At 64.2% G+C, this 24,783-nt stretch carries 16 protein-coding genes; 4 read left to right on the top strand and 12 right to left on the bottom strand.

The window, feature by feature from the left end:
* Window positions 1–104 precede the first annotated feature (104 nt).
* Together C0606_15255 and C0606_15250 are read left to right on the top strand one after the other, a co-directional pair.
* A complete protein-coding gene (locus C0606_15255; protein ID PLX36077.1) occupies window positions 105–1,496 on the top strand; it encodes an aspartate aminotransferase family protein in 1,392 nt (463 codons plus the stop codon).
* 136 nt (window positions 1,497–1,632) lie between these two features.
* Complete coding sequence (locus C0606_15250) at window positions 1,633–2,922, top strand: FAD-dependent oxidoreductase (protein PLX36076.1); 1,290 nt, start codon at window positions 1,633–1,635, stop codon at window positions 2,920–2,922.
* Window positions 2,923–2,995: 73 nt separating this feature from the next.
* Here the strand turns inward: C0606_15250 and C0606_15245 are convergent, their stop codons facing one another.
* Together C0606_15245 and C0606_15240 are read right to left on the bottom strand one after the other, a co-directional pair.
* Window positions 2,996–3,715 carry a cytochrome B gene (locus C0606_15245; GenBank protein PLX36075.1) on the bottom strand — a complete coding sequence of 240 codons (720 nt, stop codon included), beginning with the start codon at window positions 3,713–3,715 and terminating at the stop codon, window positions 2,996–2,998.
* Window positions 3,715–5,406, bottom strand: coding sequence for a cytochrome C (locus C0606_15240; GenBank protein PLX36074.1), 1,692 nt, complete (start codon window positions 5,404–5,406; stop codon window positions 3,715–3,717). Before C0606_15240 ends, C0606_15245 begins: the two co-directional genes overlap by 1 nt.
* A gap of 381 nt (window positions 5,407–5,787) precedes the next feature.
* Between C0606_15240 and C0606_15235 the strand changes: the two genes are divergently transcribed.
* Window positions 5,788–6,498: a hypothetical protein gene (locus C0606_15235; GenBank protein ID PLX36073.1), complete on the top strand. Its 711-nt coding sequence runs from the start codon at window positions 5,788–5,790 to the stop codon at window positions 6,496–6,498.
* A gap of 236 nt (window positions 6,499–6,734) precedes the next feature.
* Here C0606_15235 and C0606_15230 read toward each other — a convergent pair whose 3' ends face one another.
* The 6 genes from C0606_15230 to C0606_15205 all read right to left on the bottom strand — a co-directional run bounded on the left by C0606_15230 (window position 6,735) and on the right by C0606_15205 (window position 13,602).
* Window positions 6,735–7,631, bottom strand: a complete 897-nt coding sequence (locus C0606_15230) for an amidohydrolase (GenBank protein ID PLX36072.1) — start codon at window positions 7,629–7,631, stop codon at window positions 6,735–6,737.
* The gene (locus tag C0606_15225; GenBank protein ID PLX36071.1) at window positions 7,628–8,212 is read right to left on the bottom strand and encodes a GNAT family N-acetyltransferase; all 585 of its coding nucleotides are present in this window, start codon (window positions 8,210–8,212) and stop codon (window positions 7,628–7,630) included. The genes C0606_15230 and C0606_15225 overlap by 4 nt, the downstream gene beginning before the upstream one ends.
* A gap of 98 nt (window positions 8,213–8,310) precedes the next feature.
* Entirely contained in the window at window positions 8,311–8,943 is a 633-nt protein-coding gene (locus tag C0606_15220) for a hypothetical protein (protein ID PLX36070.1), read from the bottom strand.
* A gap of 76 nt (window positions 8,944–9,019) precedes the next feature.
* Window positions 9,020–9,937, bottom strand: a complete 918-nt coding sequence (locus C0606_15215; protein ID PLX36362.1) for a sodium:calcium antiporter — start codon at window positions 9,935–9,937, stop codon at window positions 9,020–9,022.
* Between the two features lie 213 nt (window positions 9,938–10,150).
* Window positions 10,151–11,317 carry an acetyl-CoA acetyltransferase gene (locus C0606_15210; protein ID PLX36069.1) on the bottom strand — a complete coding sequence of 389 codons (1,167 nt, stop codon included), beginning with the start codon at window positions 11,315–11,317 and terminating at the stop codon, window positions 10,151–10,153.
* 128 nt (window positions 11,318–11,445) lie between these two features.
* Window positions 11,446–13,602 (bottom strand): hypothetical protein, encoded by a 2,157-nt coding sequence (locus C0606_15205; protein ID PLX36068.1) that lies wholly within the window; start codon window positions 13,600–13,602, stop codon window positions 11,446–11,448.
* Between the two features lie 93 nt (window positions 13,603–13,695).
* Here C0606_15205 and C0606_15200 point away from each other — a divergent pair, with 93 nt between their 5' ends.
* The gene (locus tag C0606_15200; protein ID PLX36067.1) at window positions 13,696–15,906 is read left to right on the top strand and encodes an adenylate/guanylate cyclase domain-containing protein; all 2,211 of its coding nucleotides are present in this window, start codon (window positions 13,696–13,698) and stop codon (window positions 15,904–15,906) included.
* A 127-nt stretch (window positions 15,907–16,033) separates the two neighbouring features.
* Here C0606_15200 and C0606_15195 read toward each other — a convergent pair whose 3' ends face one another.
* The 4 genes from C0606_15195 to C0606_15180 form a co-directional block, all read right to left on the bottom strand.
* Entirely contained in the window at window positions 16,034–17,056 is a 1,023-nt protein-coding gene (locus C0606_15195; GenBank protein PLX36066.1) for an NAD(P)-dependent alcohol dehydrogenase, read from the bottom strand.
* 47 nt (window positions 17,057–17,103) lie between these two features.
* Window positions 17,104–17,733 carry a glutathione S-transferase gene (locus C0606_15190; GenBank protein ID PLX36065.1) on the bottom strand — a complete coding sequence of 210 codons (630 nt, stop codon included), beginning with the start codon at window positions 17,731–17,733 and terminating at the stop codon, window positions 17,104–17,106.
* Between the two features lie 158 nt (window positions 17,734–17,891).
* Window positions 17,892–19,157, bottom strand: a complete 1,266-nt coding sequence (locus C0606_15185) for a glycerate kinase (protein ID PLX36064.1) — start codon at window positions 19,155–19,157, stop codon at window positions 17,892–17,894.
* Window positions 19,158–19,309: 152 nt separating this feature from the next.
* The coding region (locus C0606_15180) for a hypothetical protein (protein PLX36063.1) at window positions 19,310–24,783 on the bottom strand (5,474 nt) is incomplete at its 5' end.

Here is a 24,783-nt window from a genome sequence, read left to right as displayed (position 1 = left end):
TCACTTCGAACAACAAGGGTGAAGCGGGCTCACGGGGGCCGCTGACGGATGGGTTTTGCCCAGCCGGACGAGGAAGCTTTACCGCAAGAACGTGGAGAACGTGAATGAACGTCCTGTCGAATGTCTATCCGACGCAGCAGCTGCGCGAAGCCGATGCCCGTCACCACTGGCATCCGTTCACCGATACGGCCTCGCTGAACCGCGAGGGCAGCCGCGTCATTGTCGGCGCCAAGGGCGTGTGGCTGACGGACTCCGACGGCAACGAGATTCTCGACGGCATGGCCGGCCTGTGGTGCTCCAATATCGGCCATGGCCTACCGGAGGTTGCCGAGGCCGTGCAGGCGCAGATGGCCGAACTCTCCTACTACAACACCTTCTTCAAGACGACCCATCCGCCGGCAGTCAAGCTGGCCGAGACGCTCGCGGAACTGACGCCGCCGCACATGAACCGGGTGTTCTTCACCTCGTCGGGTTCTGAAGCCAACGACACGGTCTTCCGCATGGTCCGCCACTACTGGGCCGTGCTCGGCAAACCGGAGAAGATGACCATCATCGGCCGCAAGAACGGCTATCACGGCTCGACGCTGGCCGGCGCCAGCCTCGGCGGCATGGAAGGCATGCACAATCAGGGCGGCATGGTGCCGGGCGTGCACCACATCGCACAGCCCTACTGGTACGGCGAAGGCGGCGACATGGATCCCGCCGAGTTCGGCCTGTGGGCGGCCCGCGAGCTGGAAAAGGCGATCGACGAGATCGGCGAGGACAAGGTCGCGGCGTTCATCGCCGAGCCTATTCAGGGCGCCGGCGGCGTGATCATCCCGCCGGAGACCTACTGGCCGGAAATCCGCCGCATCTGCACCGAACGCGACATCCTCCTCGTCGTCGACGAGGTGATCTGCGGCTTCGGCCGGCTCGGCGAATGGTTCGGCTCGCAGTATTTCGGCGTCGAACCGGACCTGATGCCGATGGCCAAGGGCATGTCGTCGGGCTACCTGCCGATCGGCGGCGTGATGATCTCCGACAAGGTCGCCGAAGTCGTCGAAAAGGGTGGCGAGTTCTATCACGGCTACACCTATTCGGGGCACCCGGTGTGCTGCGCGGCGGCAATCGAGAATTTGCGCATCATCAAGGAAGAAAAGCTCGTCGACCGGGTGCGCGACGACATCGGCCCTTATCTGAAGAAGCAGTGGCTCGAACTCGGCGATCACCCGCTGGTCGGCGAAGCGCGCATGCTCGGCATGGTCGGTGCGCTCGAGCTGGTGCCCAACAAGACCACGCGGGCGGCGAAGTTCGACAATACGGGCGAGGTCGGGACCATCGCCCGCGATATCTCGATCAACAACGGCCTGATCATGCGCGGCGTGCGGGACTCGCTGATCCTGTCGCCGCCGCTGGTGCTGACGCATGAGGAAGCCGACGAGCTGATCGTACGGGCGAAGAAGACGCTCGACGATGCCTATGCCGAACTGAACCGGCTCGGCAAGATCACGGCGTAGCGAAACTCCCCAATACACGAGATACGTTTTTCGTATTATTGTGCAGAAAAAGTGGCGAGCGGCCCGCGCATTTCGGTGCGACGGGCCGCACCCATAACGAAGTGAAAAAGACCGTCGAACCGGCGAGGACAAAGACATGGCGCCCCTCACGAACGCGGAGAGCCACGCACCTTCCTACTACGCGGCAACCGCCAAGGGCATGCAGACCTTCCCCTCCATATTCGGGGATGTGGAGGCCGATGTCTGCGTCGTCGGCGCCGGCTTCACCGGCCTGTCGGCGGCGCTGCATCTGGCCGAGCGCGGCTATTCGGTCATCGTGGCGGAAGCCAACCGGGCCGGCTGGGGCGCGTCGGGCCGCAATGGCGGCCAGCTCCATTCCGGCCAGCGACGCGACCAGATGTGGCTGGAAAAGGCTGTCGGAGAGGCGGACGCGCGCAAGCTGTGGGCGATGGCGGAAGAGTCGAAACAGCTCATCCGCGACCTCATCGCCAAGCACGGAATCGACTGCGATTTCGCCGAGGGGCTGATCCACGGCATCCACAAGCACCGCTATCTCGACGAGGAAAAGCACTACGTCGACTTCCTGCAGCGGAAATACGGCTACGACGTGCTGTCGATGCTGAGCGCGGAGGAAACCAGAGCCGCGCTCGGTACCGACGTCTATTTCGGTGGCACGCGGGATGCAACGGCCGGCCATCTGCATCCGCTCAACTTCGCGCTCGGGCTGGCCCGCGCGGCGGAAGAGGCCGGTGCTCGGATCTATGAAAACACGCGCGTCACGGCCGTGCGCGAAGGGAGCCCGGTCGAAATCGTCACCGAGTGCGGCACGATCCGCGCCAAGGCGGTCCTGCTTGCCGGAAACGGCTACATCGCCGGCATCGATGAGGCGACGGATGCGCGGGTGATGCCGATCAACAATTTCATCCTGGCGACGGAACCGCTCGGGGAGCGCACCAAGGAGCTGATCCCCGGCAATGAGGCCGCGGCCGATACCCGCTTCGTGGTCAATTACTGGCGGCTTTCGGCGGACGGGCGGATGCTGTTCGGCGGCGGCGAGAACTATTCGCCGAACTTCCCCAAGGACCTGCCGGCTTTCGTGCGGCGCCATATGCTGAAGGTCTATCCGCAGCTCGCCGATGCGCGCATCGACTACGCCTGGGGCGGCGCGGTCGCCGTCACCGTCAACCGCATGCCCTATCTGCGCCGGCAGTCGCCCGGCGTCTACGTATCGGCCGGCTATTCCGGCCATGGCGTCGGCACGGCAACGATGGCAGGCAAGATCTTCGCCGAGGCGTTTGCCGGCGATCAGGAACGGTTCGACACCTTCGCGCGGCTGCCGAGCCAACGCTTTCCCGGCGGACGCTGGCTGCGCTACCCCTCGATGGTGCTGGCGATGAGCTGGTTCGCGCTCAGAGACCGGCTGTAGACGCACCCGCACCGCATCCAATAGAAAACGCCCGCCAGTGCGAACCGGCGGGCGTTTTTTTGAACCCTTGTGGTTACCCCATCCGCTCGGGGTGCTCGGTCTCCAGATAGGCCTTCTCGATGTCGGTCAGTTCGATTTCCTCGACACCGGTGATCATGCCCTTGATGTAGTGGAACACCGTGTGGCCCGTCGTCGTCATGTAGACGTGGATGATGGCGAAGGCGATGATGAGGAACGCCGCTGCCGTATGGATGAAAGCGACGATCTGGAAGAGCACGCCCGAATTCGGCCCGCCGTTCCACACGTCGAACAGCAGGTAGACGATGCCCGTCAGCCACAGTGCCGGGCCGATGATGATCATGAAGAACAGATAAGAGAGCCCCTGCAGCGCGTTCTGCTTGCGCCGCAGCGTCTTCTTGTGCGGGTGTTCCTCGTTGCGCAGGATGCCGTATGCGTAATAGCGGATAACGGCGAACAGCCGCTTGAAGAACACCGCGATACGGCTCGAGCGTTGACCGTCGGTCTCGCGGATCTGGAAGAACGGCAGGAACTGTTTCCAATTGCCGGTCGTGAAGTTCCAGAACGTCGTGAAGATCCACAGCGTGATCAGCGCGATGGCGGCGTAGGTGTGCAGTTTCACCGCGAGCCCGAAGGGCAACACGTCGAAGGTGCCGTGCACATTGAAGCCGGTGAAGGCGAGGAAGAAAATCAGCGCCGCCTGCGTCCAGTGCCAGAAGCGTTCGTAACGCGTGTAGATGACGACGGCATGGGTGCTGCGATTGAGCGTGGCCATCACTTTTCCTCCCCGGTCTTGCATTGTTCCAACCGGTTTTTCTTGCACAGGATCACGCGCGCGATGCTGTGAATGATGGCAATCGCAAGCGCGCCGCCGATGGCAAGCCAGCCGAGCAGGTCAAGCCACCACCAGCGGTCACGGCCGGGCATGTAGAACCCGCCGAGCGCGGCGAGCCGTCCATTTTCGGAATGGCACGCGCCGCAGCGCAGCGCCTTTTCCTTCGGCGCGACCATGTGGGTGATCGGCCAGTAGGACGCGGTCTCGATGTAGTCGAATTCGCCGCTGTAGGGCTTGCCGGCCTCGTTCATGCCGTAGCTGATCGCCTTGGCCATGTCGTAGTTGCCCCAGAAGGAAGAGTCGTCGTCGCCCCACAGGTGCATGTAGACGAGCGTGTTGTTGCCCTTGTCGTAGGGCTGCACGGTTTTCATGCGCTTGAACGGCCAGATACGCGACTGCGGATCCTCGTAAGAGCCTGCGAAGCTGTTGATCTTGACCGGGCCCGCCGCCGGATCGAACTTGGTGTCGATCGTGGTGTAGCGCATCGTACCGTCGAACCAGGCGTATTCCGGCTTCAGGTTCTCGCCGTATTTGAAATCGCCCTTGATCGACTTGTAGGTCTTGCGGTGAACGCCGTTGCCCTGGGTGTAACCCTTGACGTAGAAGCCTTCGCCGTCCTTCAGCTTGCCGGCCGTGCGCCAGTCCCACTCGGTCTTGGTCGCGACGCCGCCCTTGGCGTATTCGGGCACATGGCAGGTCACGCAGGCGACCTTGTCGGTGTGGCCATTCAGCTTGACCGCGAGAATGCCGTCGACCGGATGCGGCTGGTTCCCGTGACAGGATTCACAGCTCGAGGCCTGACGCCGCTCGCCGGGCTTGCCGGTGCCAACCAGATCGACCGCGGCCATCTCGTAGCGACTGCCGGCGGTGATGTGCTGGCGGGTGACGTGGCATTTCTGACAGGCGAAGTTTAGCCCGTCGGAAGCCATGTGGATGTCGAGATCCTTGGCGGGCTTGGCCAGCGCCGACGACAGATCGCCGTGTTTCACGTTGTCGCCACCGCCGCCGTAGAAGTGGCAGGTGCCGCAATTGCGCCGGGTCGGCATGCCGACGCTCTGGGCGACCTTGGTCCAGTCGATCGGGTCCTTGCCCTCGAACATGACCGAGCAGGCCGGGCTGCCCTTGGTCGCCGGGGTCCTGTAGTACGTCCCGGTGCGGTCGTGGCAGACGACGCAGTCGATGTTCGCCGTGTTCTTGTAGTCGAACTCGTAGGATGTGTGATTGTAGGCCGCGTGGCACTGCGAGCACATGCCCTCATTGCCGCGGGCGTTGGTGCAGAAATTGTTGACCAGCGTCTTCTTGCCAAGCACCTGCCCGGTCTTGGGGTGCTTGTATTCCCACTTCCAGTGGATCGAATGCAGGAACTGGTCGCCGGCCTTGTTGTGACAGGAGAGGCAGGCCGCCGTTACCGACGGGCCGTCGGCGAACGGTCCCTGCAGCTCCTTGAACCGGGCATGATCGGCGGTCGAGCCGTCATCCGGTATCTGCTGCGCGCTCAGGTCGCTGGTGTGCTTGTATTCGTCGATGCCGCCTGCAACCGCCTCATGCGGTTCCTCGGCGGCCCAAACCCCTTGGCCTATTGCCAGGCTCAGCCCCAGCAATATTCCACGGACCAATGCTCGGCCTTTCATGCGTCCCACCCTTTGCAGTATTTAAGCAGTTACTTAAATACTGCAATCCAGTTTCATTTTATTATGTAAAGGAGCGTATCGTCTGCTTGATTTGTTTGAAAGCGCAGAACGCAAGCACTTCAAATATGTCGCAGGCACGGCATTTTTCCGAAACTTTTTCAATCTTCTAACGCTTACCAACAACCGTCTGACGACAGCTTTTTTCGACCAATGAACCAAAGACTAGCGGTTTTCTGATTGCCTTGTTTTGAGCAATTCCATTCTGGATTTCAGTAAATAGCCTATAGGTATTCATTCTTTTCGGCGCGTTCGCCGCCGCTTAGGCCATCGCGGTTCGCCAAACGCGGCGCGGCGCCTTTATGGAGCGCCCCGCGGATCGCCATGCCGGTGACTTGTCCGCCGGCGGGAACTGGTCATAATCGGTCGGCTCACCCGATTCTGCTCATCCGGAAGTTCGTCATGTCATCGCGCAAGCCCAGGCCCGAAGATCTCGCCGAAGCCCTGCGCGCGGACATCGCGACGGGCGCGCTGGAGCCCGGCGCAACGCTGGTCCAGGACGCGCTCGCCAAACGCTACGGTGTCAGCCGGATTCCGGTGCGCGAAGCGCTGAAGCAGCTCGAGGCCGAGGGGCTCGTCGATATCGTCTTTGGCGACGGCACCTTCGTTCACAGCCCGGATCGCGACGAGGTGGTCGAGATCTTCGAGTTGCGCATGCAGCTTGAACCGCATGTCCTGCGGCTTTCCGTGCCGCGGCTCGGACCGCGCGACTTCGAGGCCGCCGATGCGGCGCTCGCCGCACTGCGCCAGAGCGACAGCGAGGTTCCGGTCACTGTATCCGACTGGCATTTCTTCGAAGCGCTCTATGCCGGCGCGACGCGGCCGCTCTATTTGCATCTGATCCGCGACTTACGGCTGCGGCTTTCCGGGCTGATCAACCACGTCGAAGCGGCCAACGACCGTGCGGCGATCGCCGCCGATCTCGACTCGCTGCTCGAGACCGTGCGCAAGGGCGACGAGAAGGACGCGGCCAGCCGGCTGGTGCGTTATCTGATCCGCACCCGCGAAACGCTGGTCGCCGCACTGCCGGCCTGAGGTTCCAGTAGCGCCCTCTTTATTCCGCATCCTTCGAATCCCCTCTCCCGTCATCCTCCGGCTTGACCGGAGGATCGGGTTGCTTTTCGCCCGGCGCCGAGTTTCGTGCGCTTCGGCGTGCCGATCAAAAAGCTTCGAAAACCAAAGCCGGGGACATTCGAGAGCGATCCTCCGGTCAAGCCGGAGGATGACGTGGGGAGTTGAGTAGAGAGGCCAAAGGGACGATGCCTCGCGCCCTACAGCTCGACCACGTCCACCTGAGGCAGATCGCCGAGGCCCTGCTGCTGCGTCCAATCACGGAAGGTGCGGACATTGCCGTGGGCGCGCACCTGGCGAACGAGATCGAGGTTGAGCTCGCCGATCACCCAGGTCGGGTCGTCCCACTCCCCTTCGACCAGAATGCCGCTTTCGGGGAAATAGCGGTCGGGCGGACCGTAGATGCCGGCACGGCCGTGATTGAGGTCGACGACCGGTGACCAGTCGGCCTTGCCGACCGTCGGGGAGACCACCGTCCAGCACTGGTTTTCGAGCGCGCGAGCCCGCGCGCCGGTGCGTACCCGCCAGGCGCCGGCCTTGGTTTCGGTGTTGCTCGGAGCAAGGATCACCTCGGCACCGGCCATCGCAAGCGCGCGGGCGATCAACGGGAACTCGATATCGTAGCAGATCGAGATGCCAATCTTCGCCTTGCCGATGTCAAAGACCTTGAGACCGGGCACACCAACCACCCCCCAATCGCTCTCGAACGGCGTCATGATCTGTTTCGGCTGAACGCCGATTTCCCCGTTCGGGGCGAAAAGCTTGGCTTCGTTGGTGATGCGCCCGGACTTGGCGCGGCGCGGGCCGGTGGCGGCCAGAATGTGAACGCCATGAATGCGCGCCATCACCTCGTGCAGCCGGTCGGATTCCTCGAGAAAACCGCTAACGGCGTTGAGCGAGCCGGCGAGGTCGCCGGCGATCTCGGCGCCTGCGAGGCTTGCCAGCTCCATCGCGCCGTATTCAGGGAAGACGAGCAGCTCCGCCCCGTCATCGACCGCCCCGACCACCCAATCGGCGATCTTCTCCTCATAGGCAGCGAAGGAATCGAGCCAGTCGATCGGGTATTGCGCGGTGGCGACGACGAGAGAGCGGCTCATACCAGATGCCCGATCCAGAACTGCATCGGCTTTTCTGTTTCCTTCTCGCTGCCGACATCCTTCCACGAGAAATGGCCGACGACGCCGGCAAGCGGACGGTAGCCGCGCTTCTTCCAGAAGCCGGTGAGCGGGCGATAGTCCTCAGGCTTTTCGGGGTGGTCGCTCGGGCGGGCCACGGAACAGAACACCGCACGATCGAAACCGAGCGAACGGGCGTGCGCTTCACGGGCATCGAAAAAGGCGTTGCCGATACCGCGACCACGATAGTCCGGCAGCAGAACGGACTCGGCGAAATAGAACGTCTGATCGATCGGCGCTCCGCTGCCCGCGACCGGCTGCACAAAGGCGTCGTGCTGGGTGGCGAGCGGCGCGCCCGTCGCGGCTCCGACCAGCGCGTCGCCATCGAAGGCGCCGACGATGACGCTGCCCTCGCCTTCCGCGAGCCGTTGGAGATAGCCCGCCTCGTAGTCGAGATCGCCATCATAGAGATAAGGCCATTCGCGAAAGACAGCGATGCGAAGCCGCGCGAGGTCACCAAGCGCCGCGGCCAGCGCATCGCCGGTCATGGATTCAATCCGCATATCGTATTCCGTTCCCCAGCATTCCCCCGGAGCGCGGCGGCGAACCGCCGGAACCCCTCATTCATTGTCGCCGATTCTCTCAGGAAAGCCGGCAAAACTCACGCGAAAAGATGGGGGTGCGCCAATTGCAGCGCCTGGGCGAGGACGACCAGCTTGCCGTCGTGCACGCGGCCTTCCCCGAGCGCCCTGCGCAGCTCGTCGCAGGACCATTCGAGCACCTCGATATCCTCGCCTTCGTGATGCAGGCCGCCACCATCGGCGACGCGGTCATCGTCGCCGTCATAGGTTGCGAGGAAATAGGTCACCCGCTCGGTGACCGCGCCCGGCGACATGTAGACCTCGGCGACCTTGGTCAGATCGTGGATGCGGTATCCGAGTTCCTCGATCGCCTCGCGCTCGGCGGTCGCCGCCGCCCCCTCGCCATCGCCATCGATGAGACCGGCGCAGGCTTCGACGAGCATGCCGCCCTCGGCGCCCGGCGCGTCGGCGGGATTGAGGTAGACCGGCATGCGAAGCTGACGCACCAGCAACACGGTGCGGCGGCGCGGATCGACGGGCAAAACCGCGACCGCATTGCCATGATCATGGATGAGGCGCTCCACGGTCAGCCGCCGTCCGTCGCGCGTGTCATGGCTGACGGTCAGCCGGTCGAGGCGGAGGAACCCGGAGAAAAGATTCTCGGTCGCGTCGATGCTGACGGGTTCGCGGGACGGCTTTTCGGGCGTGGTCATCGGGCATCCTCCGCACAGTGGGCCTGTCGTGCCTTGCCGAGGTGATGCCCGAACGACGAGGACGGTTCAAGGCTCGTCAGAAAAGGAACGCCACATAGGCCGCGTAGGCGGCGAGGAAAACCGCGCCGATCAGGCGACTGATCCGGCCAAAGGCCAGCATGAGCACGGCAAGCGCCAGCGACAGGCCGAGCATCAGCGGGATATCGAAGCGGGCGATCTCCGGGGCGATCTGCACCGGCTTGACCATCGCGGTCACGCCAAGAATACCGAAAATATTGAAAATGTTGGAACCGACGACGTTGCCGATCGCCACTTCCGAATGGCGCCGCAGGGCGGCAACAATCGATGTCGCCAGTTCCGGCAGGCTGGTGCCGATGGCGACGATGGTCAGACCGATGACCGCTTCCGAAACGCCGAAGTCACGGGCGATGCGCGTCGCCGAATTCACCAGCGTGTCGGCGCCGAACATGAGCGCGGCCAACCCGCCGACGATCAGCAGCGCCTCCTTCCAGCCGGTGAGCTGGATCGGCAGGTCGGCGACGGGAACGCCGTCGCGACGGCCGGCGATCGCGGCATAGGCGAGATAGACGACAAGGGCGGCAAACATCAGCGCGCCGCCGATCCTCTCAACTCCGCCGAGGAAACCGAATGCAAGGGCGGCGGCGGCGGCAAGCGTCATGACGGCGAGATCGCGGGCAAGCCCGGACACCCGCACGACCATCGGCGAAATCAGCGCGGCAATGCCAAGAATCAGCAGGATATTGGCCGTGTTGGAGCCAACGACATTACCGATGGCGATATCGGGCGAACCGTGCATCGCCGCCTTCAATGAGACCAGCAGTTCCGGCGTCGAGGTGCCGAAGCCGACGACGGTCAGGCCGATGACGAGCGGCGACAGATGCAGCCGGTTGGCAAGCGATACGGCACCGCGCACGAGCCCCTCGCCGCCCGCGAACAAAAGCACGAGCCCCACCACCAGCAGGACGACATCAATCAGCACTCAAACGGTCTCCCGAGGGGCGAAAAACGGCTCACCGGCGATGCAGCGGGTGAATGGCGGCGCCAGCGCGATTGCATCGCAATACGCCGGCACCATCTGCGGAGATGTGCGGTGAGGACCGGAGCTTTTCAAGGTGCGGTTCACGCCAAACGACAACGGGGACCGGATCACACCAGTCCCCGCCGCGAACTTTTCGGCTCTGCCGCGTTACTTCATCGGCTGCAGGATCGACACATAGTTTGCGACCGCGGCGCCACCCATGTTGAAGATGCCGCCGAGGCTCGCATCCTTGACCTGCATGCCGCCGGCGGTGCCGGTCAGCTGCATGGCGGTCAGCACATGCATGGAAACGCCGGTCGCGCCGATCGGATGGCCCTTCGACTTCAGGCCGCCCGACGGGTTGATCGGCAGCTTGCCGTCCATCTCGGTCCAGCCTTCGAGGATCGCGCGGGCGCCCTCGCCTTCCGGTGCAAGGCCCATCGCCTCGTATTCGATCAGTTCGGCGATCGTGAAGCAGTCGTGGGTCTCGACGAAGGAAAGGTCGTCGAGGGTGACGCCGGCGCCCGCCAGCGCCTTCGCCCAGGCGACATTGCAGCCGTCATATTTCAGGATGTCGCGCTTCGACATCGGCAGGTAGTCCTGCACATGGGCGGCGGCGCGGAAGGCCACCGCTTTCTTCATGCCGAGCGCCGTCGTCGGATCGGTCAGCACCAGCGCCGCGGCGCCATCCGACACCAGCGAGCAGTCGGTGCGCTTCAGCGGCCCGGCGACGAAGGGGTTCTTTTCCGACTCGGCGAAGCAGAAGTCGAAGCCGAGGTCCTTCTGCATCTGGGCGTACGGATTGTTGACGCCGTTCTTGTGGTTCTTGGCCGCGATGCGGGCGAGCGCTTCGCTCTGGTCGCCGTATTTCTGGAAATAGAGATGGGCGATCTTGCCAAACACACCGGCAAAGCCGGCGGGCGTGTCGCCGTCTTCAGGCAGATAGGACGCCTTCAGAAGGTTCTTGCCGATTTCCGGTCCCGGCGTCGTCGTCATCTGCTCGACGCCGACGACGAGCACGAAGCGGGCCTTGCCGGCGCGGATCGTGGTGATGCCCTGATGAACGGCCGCCGAGCCGGTCGCGCAGGCGTTCTCGACACGCAGCGCCGGCTTGAAGCGGAACGCCGGGTCGGCCTGCAGAACGAGGCTTGCAGTGAAGTCCTGAGCACTGAAACCGGCGTTGAAATGACCAAGCACGATCTCGTCGATATCGCCCGGCTCGAGCCCGGCATCGCGCACCGCCTCGGTGGCGGCGGAAACGATCAGGCTTTCGACGGTCTCGTCGCTGAGGCGGCCGAATTTCGAATGGGCCCAGCCGACAATCGCTGCGGTCATGTTGTGTCCTCCGGTTCTCGCTGCGGGCGTTTTATCGTCCCGGCTGTCGGTTATTCATGGTGAGCAGCGCGCCTTTCGACCGGCCCCAAACGAGGCGGTCGCCGGGCCGCGCCGCGCGGGAGCATGCGTCAGCGCGTGCGATAGCGCTGCGGATAGTCGAAATAGTTCCGGTAGAAATCGTAGTGGTGACGCGCCTCGACCTCGTCGACAATCGAGCGATTGTCATCGGGCGCCACCGGATCGGTCAGATCGCCGTCGAGACGGTTGCCATAGAGCGGGAAGGACGTGCGGCCGAGAATCCGGCGCAGCGACCCGTCCCAGGTGCGCGGGCCCTCGACCCGGCCGCCAGCATGAACGGTGACATAGCTGCCGGGTTTGACGAGGCCGGTGCAGGAACCGCCAACGCACACGTCGCTCGCACCTTCGACGAGAATGACGATCGCGCGGCTTGCTTCCACGATGATGTCGAGGATGGTGCCGCGCACGCCGATCGTCGCGACCGGCGTGTTGATGTTGTAGTTCTGCGGCCGCGACGAGCCGGAAATGAAACGGAAGGCGCCCTTGGTGGCGTTGAGGCCAAGATCGCTGACGGTGCCGTCGGGATTGTAGACGAAGCGGTCGAGGACCACCTGCGACGACGGGCCAATGGACAGGTTCGTCTCGTCGAGGAACATCAGCTGCGCGGAGCTGTCGACGCCGGTGCTGACCCGTTCGTTGCGAAACACCGAGTCGCCGGAGGCGAGCGCGCGCGGCGCACCGCCGAGTTGGCCGGAGACGTCCTTGCGCACGGCAGCGGCGACGCCGACCCGGTCGGCCGCGCTTGCCGTATACGACACGCCGGTGGCCAGCAGCGTGCCCGCGAGCGCCGCCCCAACCACTTTCAAGGACCATGATCGTTTCATGCCGTGCTCCCGTCGCATGCCTTTTTTCGCTCCGATCCGGTTTCGCCGCGATCCTAGAGCATCGGCGAAGGCAAGGAAATCGCCCGCCCTTAGAAAACTTGTACACACCTGCCCGGGGCAAAGGTGTGATTTCAACGACAGGCGCGATGAAAAGGACACAAGGGGAAAAAAATGGCGGCAATGCGTTGCGTGAAGGGCCCCGTCTGATACCTTCGGGCCGACAGAATTACGACACTTTGCGGCGTCGGAAGCGGGCAGCGATTGTTTGAACCCGCCCAAACCGAGGCCCGACAACAGGGTTTGGCAAGGATGACATCGGTCCTGACCGCATCGGCGGCCGCGATTGCCGTTTCGCTCGCCGCGCTCACATTCGGGGCCGGCAGCGCCGTCGCCGCCGGCGGCGGGGTCGATCCGTTCTTTTCGCAGGTGCTTGCCACGCCGGACGATCCGGCGGTCAATCTCGCCTACGCCCAGCGTGCCGAAGACCGCGGCGAATACCGCAAGGCGCTGGCCGCTTATGAGCGTGTGCTCGCCGCCGATCCCGATCACCCGGAAGCTTCCGCCGCTCTGGTGCGCGTGCGCCGGCTGATCGAGCCCGAGACGACGCAATTCTTCGCCGAGTTCGGGTTCGGCTACGACAGCAATGCGCGCCAGTTCCCCTCGCCCTTCGAGGATGAGGACGGAAGCGCCTTTGCCGCCGTCTCGGTGCGCGACGAGCGCCGGCTCGGTTCGATGCGCTGGCGTACGGAAGCCGGTCTGTACGGCCGCCTTTATGGCGACACCAACCAGCTCAACCAGGCGGTTCTTTCGGCCGGCATCGGCCCGCTCGTCCCGCTCGGCAATGTCGTCGTCTTGCGGCCGGCGCTGGTCGGCGGCTATTCGGTGCTCGACGGCGACGGCTTCTACGGCGAGGTCGGCGCCTCGTTCACGCTGGAAGGCCGCTATGGCGGCGCGCTGCAGTCGGTCGAACTTCGCACGGTGTGGCGCGACTACACCAGCCGCTGGGTGTCCGACGACGGGTTCATCATCGATCTGCGCGGGCGCTTCGCCGCCGACAGCGTGATCGCCGAGGGCGACGCGCTGGTGCTCAGCCCGAAGCTGCGCTGGAGCGACATCGACGTCCGCCCGGGCGTGCTGCTCGTTTCGACACTGGAGCCGGGGCGCTATGTCGAGGCCGGCGCAACGCTTGCCTACACCGTGCCGTTCACCGACTGGCTCTATGCCGGGCCGACCGTGACCTTCGCGCAGCGCTGGTACAAGACGCCGGCCTTCTTTGCCGGACCGGATCGCGAGGACACCTATTTCGCGCCCGGCGCGACGGCGGTGCTGCATGACCTGATCGCCGAGAATGTCGATATCCGCGTCGACTACCGCTTCGAGCACCAGAACTCGAACGACCCGACGCGCGACTTCGACAACCACGCCGTGACCGCGCGCATCCAGGCGCGGTTCTAGGTCGGTACCGACAGGCGCGGGATGCGGCCTTTCCTCCCCACGCCGACAACCCTGCTCGCGTTTGCCGCAGCCGCGCTCATCGCGTTTCTGGCCGTCGGCCTGAAGGTGACCCAGCCGGAGGTTGTGCGCGGCATCGCCAATGATGTCTTCGACGGCTACCAGCGACTTTCGCCGCGCCAGTGGTCGCCCGACGCGCCAGTGCGCATCGTCGACATCGACGAGGAGTCGCTCTCCAGGCTCGGGCAATGGCCGTGGCCGCGAACCCAGGTGGCCGAACTGGTCGAACGACTGACGGCGGCGGGCGCCGCGGCTATCGCGTTCGACTTCGTCTTTTCCGAGCCCGACCGGTCTTCGCCTGAGGAAATCCTCGCCACGCTGCCCGACAGCCCGGCCCGGCGCGCGCTCGATGCGGTACTCGACCCGGAGGACACCAACGACAAGAGGCTGGCACAGACGCTGGGTTCCGCGCCTGCCGTTCTCGCGGTCGTCCTTGCCAACAGCGGCAGCACGACAGCACCGCGCCAGACCGCCGGCTTCGCGATTGCCGGCGACGATCCCGCGCCGTTTGTGCCGAACTTCGGCCATGCGGTCGTGCCGCTTGCGATCCTTGGTGACGCCGCGCGCGGACTTGGCGCGGTCAACTGGATCCCCGACCGTGATCAGGTCGTTCGGCGGGTCCCTCTCGTGCTGCGACAGGGCGACCACTACGTTCCGACGCTGGTCGCCGAAACGCTCCGGGTGGCGCAGGGCGCGTCGACCTATGTCCTTCGCGCCTCGAACGCCAGCGGCGAGACCGCCTTTGGCGCGGCAAGCGGGATGAACGCGATACGTATTGGCGCCATCGACGTTCCCACCGACCGCAGCGGAGCAATCGTGGTGCACTACGGCGCATTTCGAAGCGAGCGGTTCCTGCCGGCCTGGAAACTGCTCGAGGGCAAAGTCCCAGCCTCCGAGATCGCCGGCCGCATCATCCTGATCGGCACCAGCGCAGCGGGCCTGCTCGACCTTCGTGCAACGCCGCTCAATGCCGCTGCCGCCGGTGTCGAGGTGCACGCGCAGGCCATTGAGCACATTCTCGCCGGTTCCCGCCTTGTGCGGCCGGACTGGGCCGACGGGCTGGAAACCGTCGCGGCGGTACTCGGCGCATTGCTCGCCGCCATCCTCGTCGCCGCGGCGCCAGTACGTTTCGCGCTACCGCTCGCGCTGCTCGGCGTTGCCACTTTCGGCGCGGCGAGCTGGCTCGCCTTTTCGCGCTCAGGCGTGCTGGTCGACCCGGCCTTCCCGATCGGCACGACGCTCGCCGCGCTGTTTGCCGGCACCGGCATCGTCACCTTTTCCGAACAAAGAGCGCGGCGACGCATCCGAACCGCGTTCAGCCGCTACCTTGCGCCGGATCTGGTCGATGAACTGGCCGACGATCCCGCACGGCTGGTGCTCGGCGGTGAGATCCGCCCGCTGACGGTGCTGTTCTGCGACATCCGCGGATTCACCACGCTCGCCGAAGGGCTCGATGCCGAGGCGCTGACCGCGATCATCAACGGCTTCCTGACGCCGATGACGGACGTCATCCTGTCGAACCGCGGCACCATCGACAAATATATGGGCGATGCGGTGATGGCGTTCTGGAACGCGCCGATGGACGATGCCGACCACGCCGTCCATGCCTGCCGCGCCGCGCTTGTCATGCGCGATGAGCTCGCCGCTTTGAACACCCGGCGCGCGGGCGACCCGATCACCGTCGGTATCGGCCTTAACAGCGGCCCGTGCTGTGTCGGCAATCTCGGCTCGGAGCAGCGTTTCGACTATTCCGCTATCGGCGACACGGTGAACATCGCCTCGCGGCTCGAAGACCTGACCAAGACCTATGGCGTGACGACGATCGCCGGCGACGACACGGTGGCGGAGGCGCCCGGTTTCGCCTGGCTGGAACTCGACCGCATCCGCGCCAAGGGCAAGACCGAAGCCGTCACGCTCTATGCGCTCGCAGGCGACGAAGAGATGCGCGAAAGCGCGGGTTTCGCCGCGCTTGCCGAGAGCCAATCCGCCTTCCTCGCCGCCTATCGGGCACAGGATTGGGCGCACGCGCGGACAGCGCTCGGCGAGATCGCGGGCAACGAATTGCTGCCGCTCGCCGGCTATGCGGCGTTCATGGGCACGCGTATCGACGCGCTTGAGGCAACCCCGCCGCCCGGCGATTGGGGCGGCATCGCCACCTTCACCACGAAGGAATAGGGAACTTCTGGACGATCGAAGATGCTCACGCATCCGATCGTCGGACACTCGCAGATTTCTCAAATGCTCCAATAGCTTGAGAAATCTGCGAATGGAATATCAAGCAGCATTTGCAATGCTCTTGATATCACAGGTCATTCACCTGAATCGCAACCTTGCCGACATGGCTGCCGCTCTTCAGCAGTTCGAAGGCATCGACATAGCGCTCGAACGGCAGCGTTTCGTGCACCCAGGGCCTCATCCCGTGCTGCTCGACGGCGGCCATCATGCGGACCATGTCGGCGCGCGAGCCGCAGGTGATGCCGAGCAGGCGGACCTGGCGCATGACGACGAGCGGCAGGTTGAGCGGCGCATGCGCGCCCGACAACACGCCAATCAGCGACACCACACCGCCGGGACGCACAGCGCGCAGCGCGTTTTCCAGCGTCTGCGCACCGCCCAGTTCGATCACCAGGTCGGCGCCTTCAGGGTCGAGCCGCTCGCGCACCGTGCGCCACCAGTCCGGCGTCTCGGCGTAGTTCACAACTTCGTCGGCACCTAGATCCTGGATCCATTCGAGTTTCTGGTCGGATGACGACAGCACCATGACGCGAGCGCCGGCGAGCTTGGCGAATTGCAGCGCGAACAGCGCGACGCCGCCGGTGCCCTCGACCACCACGGTCGAGCCGGGGCGGATATCGCCATGCTCGGCAACCGCCGCCCAGGCCGTCAGCCCGGCGCAAGGCAAGGTCGCGGCTTCGGAGAAATTGAGATGCGCGGGGATCGGCAGAAGCGCGTCCTCGTCGAACGCCACATAGTCGGCGAGCACGCCATCGCCGCCTGGACCGCCACGCGCGGCCGAGAGCGACTGCGACGACGGCTGGCCGGCCGGCCATTTCTCCATGAAGACGTTTAGCACCCGGTCGCCCGGCCGGAAGCGGGTGACGTTCTCGCCGACCGCCTCGACGACGCCCGCCATATCCGAGACCGGCACGACCGGCAGCTTCTGGCGCGGATTGTAGACGCCCTCGATCAGCAGCACGTCGCGATAGTTGAGCGAGACGGCGCCGACCTTGACCAGCACCTGATCCGGCCCCGGACGTGGCGTCTCGCGTTCGGCGATCGCAAGGTTGGCGAGACCGAAATCGTTTTCGAGCACGACGGCGCGCATATATGTCTCCTTCGGTCTGGCTCGCGTTGTTTCCGTTCCCGTGCCGGTTACGGCATCGGGATTTCCGGCATCTTCTTCGGCACGTGATAGCCGCGCTGCACGGCGGGACGTTCGGCCATCGCAATGTACCAACGCATCACGTTCGGGAAATCCTCGATCTCGATGCGCTGCCAGTCGAAGCGCGTCGCCCACGGCCAGATGGCGATATCGGCGATGGAGAAATCGCCGGCGACGAATTCATTGTCGGCAAGCTGGCGGTCGAGCACGCCGTAGAGACGTTCGGCCTCCTTGGAGAAGCGCTCCTCCGCATAGGGCGCCTTGCCCGGATTGAATTCGAGGAAGTGATGCGCCTGGCCGAGGATCGGTCCGAAGCCGCCCATCTGCCACATCAGCCATTCCATGACCTTGAAGCGGCCCTTCTGGTCGCTCGGCATCAGCCGTCCGGTCTTTTCGGCGAGGTAGATGAGGATCGCGCCCGATTCCATCATCTCGATGCCGGTCTCGCGATCGACGATCGCCGGGATCTTGTTGTTGGGGCTGATTTTCAGGAAATCCGGCGCGAACTGCTCGTCGGCCATGATGTTGATCGGGTGGACCGTGTAGGGCAGTTCCAGCTCTTCGAGCGCGATCGAGGCCTTGCGGCCGTTCGGCGTGGTCCAGGTGTAGAGATCGATCATTCTCGGTCCTTGGTTTGGAGCTTGGTGGCCGCCGGACGGCGGTTCGGATTACGGCCATAAATAGTGGCTGGCCGGCGCAAAGGGAACCGGCCCCGCCGGATTGGTTGTGATGCAGCGCAGCAAATCCACGCTCGGCGCGGGTTTGCTGTGCCCTCGCCTCAGCGGATCAGGATGGCGCGGAAGTCGTTGACATTGGTCAGCGTCGGGCCGGTGACCAGCAGGTCACCGAGGGCCTCGAAGGCGGAGTAGGCGTCATTGCCATCGAGAAAGGTATCGAGGCTGAGCCCCTGCGCGGCGAGCCGGGCGAAGGTGGAGCCGTCGGCAAAGGCGCCGGCGTTATCTTCAGACCCGTCGATGCCGTCGGTGTCGCCGGCAACCGCCGAAATCCCGTGCACCTCGCGCAGCGACCGCGCCAGCGAGAGCAGAAACTCGGTGTTGCGGCCGCCCTTGCCCTTGGCCCGCACCGTGACCGTCGTCTCGCCGCCCGACAGGAGCACGGCAGGCACGGCAATCGGCTGGCCATGACCGCGGACGCATTCGGCGATGCCGGCGTGCACGATACCGACCTCGCGCGCCTCGCCCTCGAGCGCATCGCCGAGAATGAGCGGCGTCACGCCCTGTTCGCGTGCAAAGGCGGCAGCGGCCTGGAGTGCCATCATCGGCGTCGCGATCATGCGCACGTCATTGCCGTCGAACACGGCATCGCCCGGCTTCGGCGTCTCGCAGGCCGGATCGGCGAGCCAGTCGCGCACCACTTGCGGCACATCGAGGCGATAGCGTTCGAGGATCGCACGGGCATCCGCTGCGCTGGTCGGATCCGGCACGGTCGGGCCAGACGCAATCACCGCCGGATCGTCGCCCGGCACGTCGGAGATGATCATGGTGACGACGCGGGCGGGCGCAGCGGCCGCCGCCAATCGTCCGCCTTTCACCGCCGAGAGGTGTTTTCGCAGGCAGTTCATCTCGTCGATGGTCGCGCCGCAGGCGAGCAGCGCCTTGTTGACCGCCTGCTTGTCGGCAAGCGTCAGTCCCGGCGCCGGCAGGCTGAGCAGGGCCGAACCGCCGCCGGATATCAGCGCAATCACCAGATCGTCCGGGCCAAGCCCCTGAACCGTCTGAAGGATACGTCCAGCCGCCTGTTCGCCAGCCGCATCGGGGACCGGGTGCGAAGCCTCGACGATCTCGATCTGCTCGCACGGCGCCGCATGGCCGTAACGGGTCACCACGAGACCTTCGAGCGGGCCGTCCCAGGCCTCTTCGAGCGCGCGCCCCATGGCAGCCGACGCCTTGCCGGCGCCGATGACAATGGTGCGGCCCTTCGGTTTGTCGGGCAGATGAGCGGCCAGCACCCGCGCCGGATCGGCGGCGGACACGGCAACATCGAACAGGGCTTTGAGAAACTCGCGGTCGGAAGGATCGATCATCCAGTGAGTTTGCCCCGAGGCGCCCCGGATCGCAATTGTTGAAGACTCTTCTGCCGCGCGAACATCGACAAAAGAAAAGGCGACCCTTTCGGATCGCCCCTTCGTTTCGCTTCAGAGAGCGGTCAGGTCGCGGGCTCTTCTTCGCCCTCCCTTCACCACTCGATGCGTTCCATCTCGACAAAATCGATCTGCGAGCCGTCCTGCAGCGTGATGTAGCCCTGGGCGTCGTCGGACAGGGTCATGGACGAGGCATCCTGTGCGTCGATCGTGCCGACAGTAATCGTCACCGTCCAGTCGGTGCCGAGCGTGCCGAGATCGCCGCCGACGCTGAGGTCGATGGTGTCGATCCAGCTTCCGCCGGCACCGCCGGTGACCGCATCGTGGCCGTCGCCTTCCTGGAACATGAAAACGTCATTGCCGCTTTCGCCGTACAAGGTGTCATCGCCGGTACCGCCACGCATGGTGTCGTCGCCAATACCGCCATAGATCAGGTCGAGACCTGAACCGCCGTGGATCTCGTCATTGCCGTCATCGCCGTAAAGACTGTCGTTGCCGCCGTCACCGGTAACGAGGTCATCGCCGGTATGGGCATAGACAAGGTCGTTGCCGGAGCCCGCATAGACGGTGTCGTTGCCTTCGGCTGCGAAATGCCAGTCATCGCCCGAACCGCCGTAGAGAACATCGTTGCCCTCGTAGCCACCGAGTGTGTCGTTGTCGGCACCGCCGTAGAGGGTGTCAGCGTCGAAGGTGCCCCAGGTCGACTGAGCGCCCGCGCTGCCGAGTTCGTCGTAGTCCGGGTTGTCCTCGACATAGGCCGGGCTTGCGGGCGCAACGCCGGCCGCATCCGAGATCGCCAGGGTTTCGTCGGCGAACGAGATATTCTCGACGTCGTCGTAGACGGTGTCGGTGCCGTCTCCACCACCGGCGCGGTTGTCGATGACCGTGTAGGTTCCTGCCCCACCATCATAGGTCACCGTATAATCCGAGCGATTGCCGCTGTAGACGACCGTATCGGTCCCACTGCCGCCGAGAATCGTGTCGTTGCCCGTGCCACCTTCGATGGTGTCGTCGCCGTTTTCACCTTCCAGCGAGTCGTCGCCGGCGCCGCCGTAGATCGAGTCGTTGCCGTCATAGCCGTACAGCGTTTCATCACCGCTCGAACCGGTAATGGTGTCGTTGCCGGTGCCACCCCAGACTTCCTCGAAACCGGAGACCGTCGTGCCGTCGCCCTCGCCACTGGTGACCATACCGGTCGCGAGATTGACGTTGGTCGAACTGGTCCACAGATCAAGCACGTCGTGACCTTCGCCGCCGTCAAGGGTATCAGCGCCAGAGTTAAGTCTCAGCGTATCGTCGCCGCTGCCGCCGCTGACGAGGTCGTCTCCGTCGCCGCCGACGAGTTCGTCGTTGCCGGAACCGCCGTCCAGCAGATCGTTACCCGACCCGCCATCCAACCAGTCGTTGCCGGAGCCGCCATAGATCGTGTCGTTGCCGGTTTCACCGGCGAGGTTATCATTGCCCTCTTCGCCATAAATCACGTCGTTGCCGGCGCCGGCCCAGACGGAGTCGTTGCCGCTGCCGGTATAGACCGTATCGGCTGCGGTCGACGTGCTGTTGGTGTCGAAGACGTCGTTGCCTTCGCCGAGTTGGTAGGTACCGGCCGAGGTGCCGCCACCGATGGTGTCGTTGTATTCGGTGGCAATGACGTTCTCGATGCTCGAGAAGACGTCGCCATTGGCATCGCCCGCGTAACCGCCGGCGCTGCGGTTGGTGTAAACGCCGCCGACGCCCGTTCCGTCCGTCGCACCGAGCGACAGAGCGATACCGCTGGTCGAGGACGAATAGTCCGCCGTATCCGTCCCCGTACCGCCCGAAAGCGTATCGGACCCGGACCCACCGATCAGCGTGTCATCACCATCGCCACCGGACAGCGAGTCGTTGCCCGCGCCGCCGTCGAGCACGTTGGCATCGGTCGTACCGACCAGAACGTCATTGTAGTTGCCGCCGATGGCATTTTCAAAGTTCGTGATCGTTTCATAGGTCGACGGCGTACTGGTCACATAGGCCTTGCTGGCCGAAAGATCGATCGTCAGGCCGGTATTGGTGTAGCCGTAATAGACCGTGTCCGACCCGGCGCCACCGTCGAGCGTGTCCCCGCCGCCGCCGCCGGAGATGTAGTCGTCGCCGTCGCCACCGAGGAGGCTGTCGTTGTCATTGCCGCCATAGATGAAATCGTCGCCGCCACCGCCATCGATGGTGTCATTGCCGGCGTTGCCGTACAGGACATCGCTGTTCGACGAGCCGACCAGGTTTTCAGAGGACGTGCCGCCGTTGTAGGATCCGTTGATGCCGCCCGACGACGGGGTCGTCACGTTGCCGAAATCATCGATCGCAACTGTCTGATCGTCGAATGCCAGGTATTCGACCGTCGTGTCGACAGTGTCAGTGCCGTCCGGACCGGAGACCGTGTAGGTCTGGGTCGAGCTGTTCCAGGTGATCGTGTAGTTGGCTTTGTTGCCGGTGAACACCGCGACGTCGTAGGTCCCATCGCCGCCGGAGATGGTGTCATCGCCGGCACCGCCGACCAACCGGTCATCGCCGGCACCACCGTCGAGCACATCATCGCCCGAACCGCCGTAGAGGACGTCGGAACCGTCGTTGCCGCTCAGCGTCTCGTCGTTGAACGAACCGGTGATGGTGTCGTTGCCGCTGCCGCCGGAGGCTGCCTCGATATCCGAGAACGTCGTGCCGGTCACACCGGTACCAGTGACCGTCCCGGCCGAAAGGTCGATTTCGACGGCGTTCGACCCCGAAAATTCGAGCGTGTCGAAGCCTTCGCCACCGACGATGGTGTCGGCGCCCGACTCGATCACGAACGTGTCGTTGCCTTCACCGCCGTCTAGGCTGTCGTCGCCGGCGCCGCCGACGAGCGAGTCCGACCCCGCGCCGCCGAGCAGGACGTCATTGTCGTCACCGCCCGACAGGGTGTCCGCACCGCTCCCGCCGACCAACGTGTCATTCCCTGCGCCACCGACGAGCGAGTCGCCGCCGCCGGTCTCGAGCGCTGCACCATTGACCATGGTAAAGTCGTTGCTGCCGGCGAGGTCGGAAATCGTCGAACCGGATGCCTCATTGAACTGCCAGTTCGAAACGAGGTGATGGTCGCTGGTGGGATCAGCAAGTTCGCTGTCGTAGTTGTCGGAGATTTCGCTGCTGGTGCGCACGTCGTTATAGAGGCGAACCTCATCGACCGTGCCGGCGAAGATCTGGGCGGAGTTGAAACCACCACCCAGAGAATCCTGTTCCTGGCCGATGATCAGCGTGCCGCCGGACGACATCGTGTGGCCCTGCGCGACCGTGCCAGAATAGTCCAGGGTGCCATCGACGTAGACCTTGAGAGCACCGGTACTGCTGTCCCAGGTGACCGACAGCGTATGCTGGCTCCCGTCGATCAGATCGGCGGAGCTGACCGTCGTCACATGGGAAACATTGTCGACGAGGACTTCGATATAGCCACCCGGCTTGGCGATGACCGTGAACTCGTTGTCGCCGGAAGAGGTATTATACGAGACGAGCGCCACGTCGTTGCCGCTGGTTGCGTCGGCGTCGGCCGTGAAGCGCATCTCGAAGGAGATTCGAGACGACGGGAAGTCGGTAATATTGGTCGCCGTCACATACTGATCGGTCGCGCCATCGAGATTGATTTCAACCGCACCGGATGACTCGGCTTCGTCGCCGCCGACGAGCGAGTCATTGCCGGACCCGCCGACGATGGTGTCGTTGCCGGTTCCGCCGTCGACCGAAAGCTCGGCAATGCCGGCTTCCGTGTAGCTGTCATCCCCGGACGTCAGGATTTGGTGTTCGGCAACATCATCCACCGTGACGTTGATCGTCTGGACATCCGAAGACACACCGTCGGACGCCTGCACCCGCACTTCGTAGACGTTGTCGGCGCCGGAATCCCCGGCCGCCTCATAGTCGGGCGCAGAATTGAACGTCAGTTCACCGGTTGCGGAGTCAATTGAGAACATCCCGCCATCGGCGCCGCCAACGATCGAATAGGTGATCGTGTCGCCGGCATCCTCATCGCTTGCCGCGACAGTCGTCACGGTCGAACTGTTCTCAGAGACCGAGACGCTTGCGCTGTCGCCGCCGCCATCGGACGTAATTTCCGTGGCGTCGTTGTAGTCCGGAACGTCGATCGTGATCGTCTCGTCATGCGTGAGACCGAAGCCATCGGTGACGCGCACCGTGACATCCATCGTCGGGGCGGATTCGTAATCAACGAGCGTCCGGTCGGTGATGTAGATCTGCCCGCTCGAGGCATCGATCGCAAAGGCGCCACCGGCATCATCGACCAGCGAATAGGTCAGCGTGTCGCCGCTGTCGGGGTCCGAACCCGCTGCCGACCCCACCGTCACGTCGACAAGCTGAACGTTGTCGATCAGCGCGCCTTCGTTGTTGGTGTCTTCCGCCGTTTCGCGGAACTCGAGGCGATCCGACCCGCCCGTTCCGGTCACGTTGTAGGTGTAGGTCGTGAAATCGGTCGTCGCGGGATCGACGGAGTCAACCAGAACGCCGTTCCAGTAGATCTCAATCGTGCTCGATGCCGATGTCGTCGTGCTGCGATGGGCTAGATCGAGGCTCAGTTCGTAGACTTTGCCCGCTTCGGTCGTCACGTCCTGGTAGACGGAGTCCACCTCGCTGTCGACGTCCAGTTCGAGCCATTGATCGCCGTCGCTTGCGACATGGCCGCCCACGCCATCTTCCTGCAGTTCCATCTGCGTCGGAGACGACCAGCCGTCGACCGTGCTGGTGTAGGTGTAATTGCCGCCGCTGCCGACGACCTCATTGTCTTCGAACGAGCCGTTGACGATGAGATTGCTGACGCTCGGCGCATCCGCGGTGTAGGTGATATTGGTCGGCGCCTCGTTCACGTCGGTCACATTGACCGTCACCGTCTGCGATGACGTGTTGGTGCCGTCGGAGACCTCAATCGTGATGTCGTGGCTGGTCGCCGTCTCGTAGTCGAGCGTCTGGCCACTGGCCAGCGTCACTTCACCGGTATTGGCGTCGATCGTAAACAGACCGCCCGCATCGTCGGTCAGGCTGTAGGTCAGCGCCTCACCGGTGGTGTCCGCATCGCTTGCGGTCGCCGTGTAGAGCACATCGGTCTCGGCGGAATCTTCCGCCGCAGACGCACTCGTGCCCGAGGTGAAGCTCGCCGCGTTGTCGTTCACATCACCGACATCGATGGTGAAGCTGTGCGTCGAGGTCGAGCCGTCACTGGACGTGGCGGTCACCTCGATCGTGTGATCGGCAGCCCCCTCATAGTCGAGCGCATTGGCGACCGTGATCACGCCGGTGTTGGCGTCGATCGCAAAGAACCCGCCCGGGTTGGAGCTGAGCGAGTAGGTCACCGTGTCGGTGACGTCGGCGTCGCTCGCCAAAGCCGTCACACCGACCGCCGTGCCGATCGCGGCATCTTCCGACACCAGGTCGGCCGAGCCGTTGCTGTCGCTGATCGCCGAGATCGCCGTCTCGTTCTCATCCGTCACGCTGATCGTGAAGCTCTGGCTCGACGTCGAGCCGTCACTCGACGACGCCGTCACCTCGATCGTGTGCG

This window comes from Hyphomicrobiales bacterium, assembly GCA_002869065.1.
GTDB lineage: Bacteria > Pseudomonadota > Alphaproteobacteria > Rhizobiales > Rhodobiaceae > Rhodobium.
This window is presented reverse-complemented; position numbering and strand designations above follow the sequence as displayed.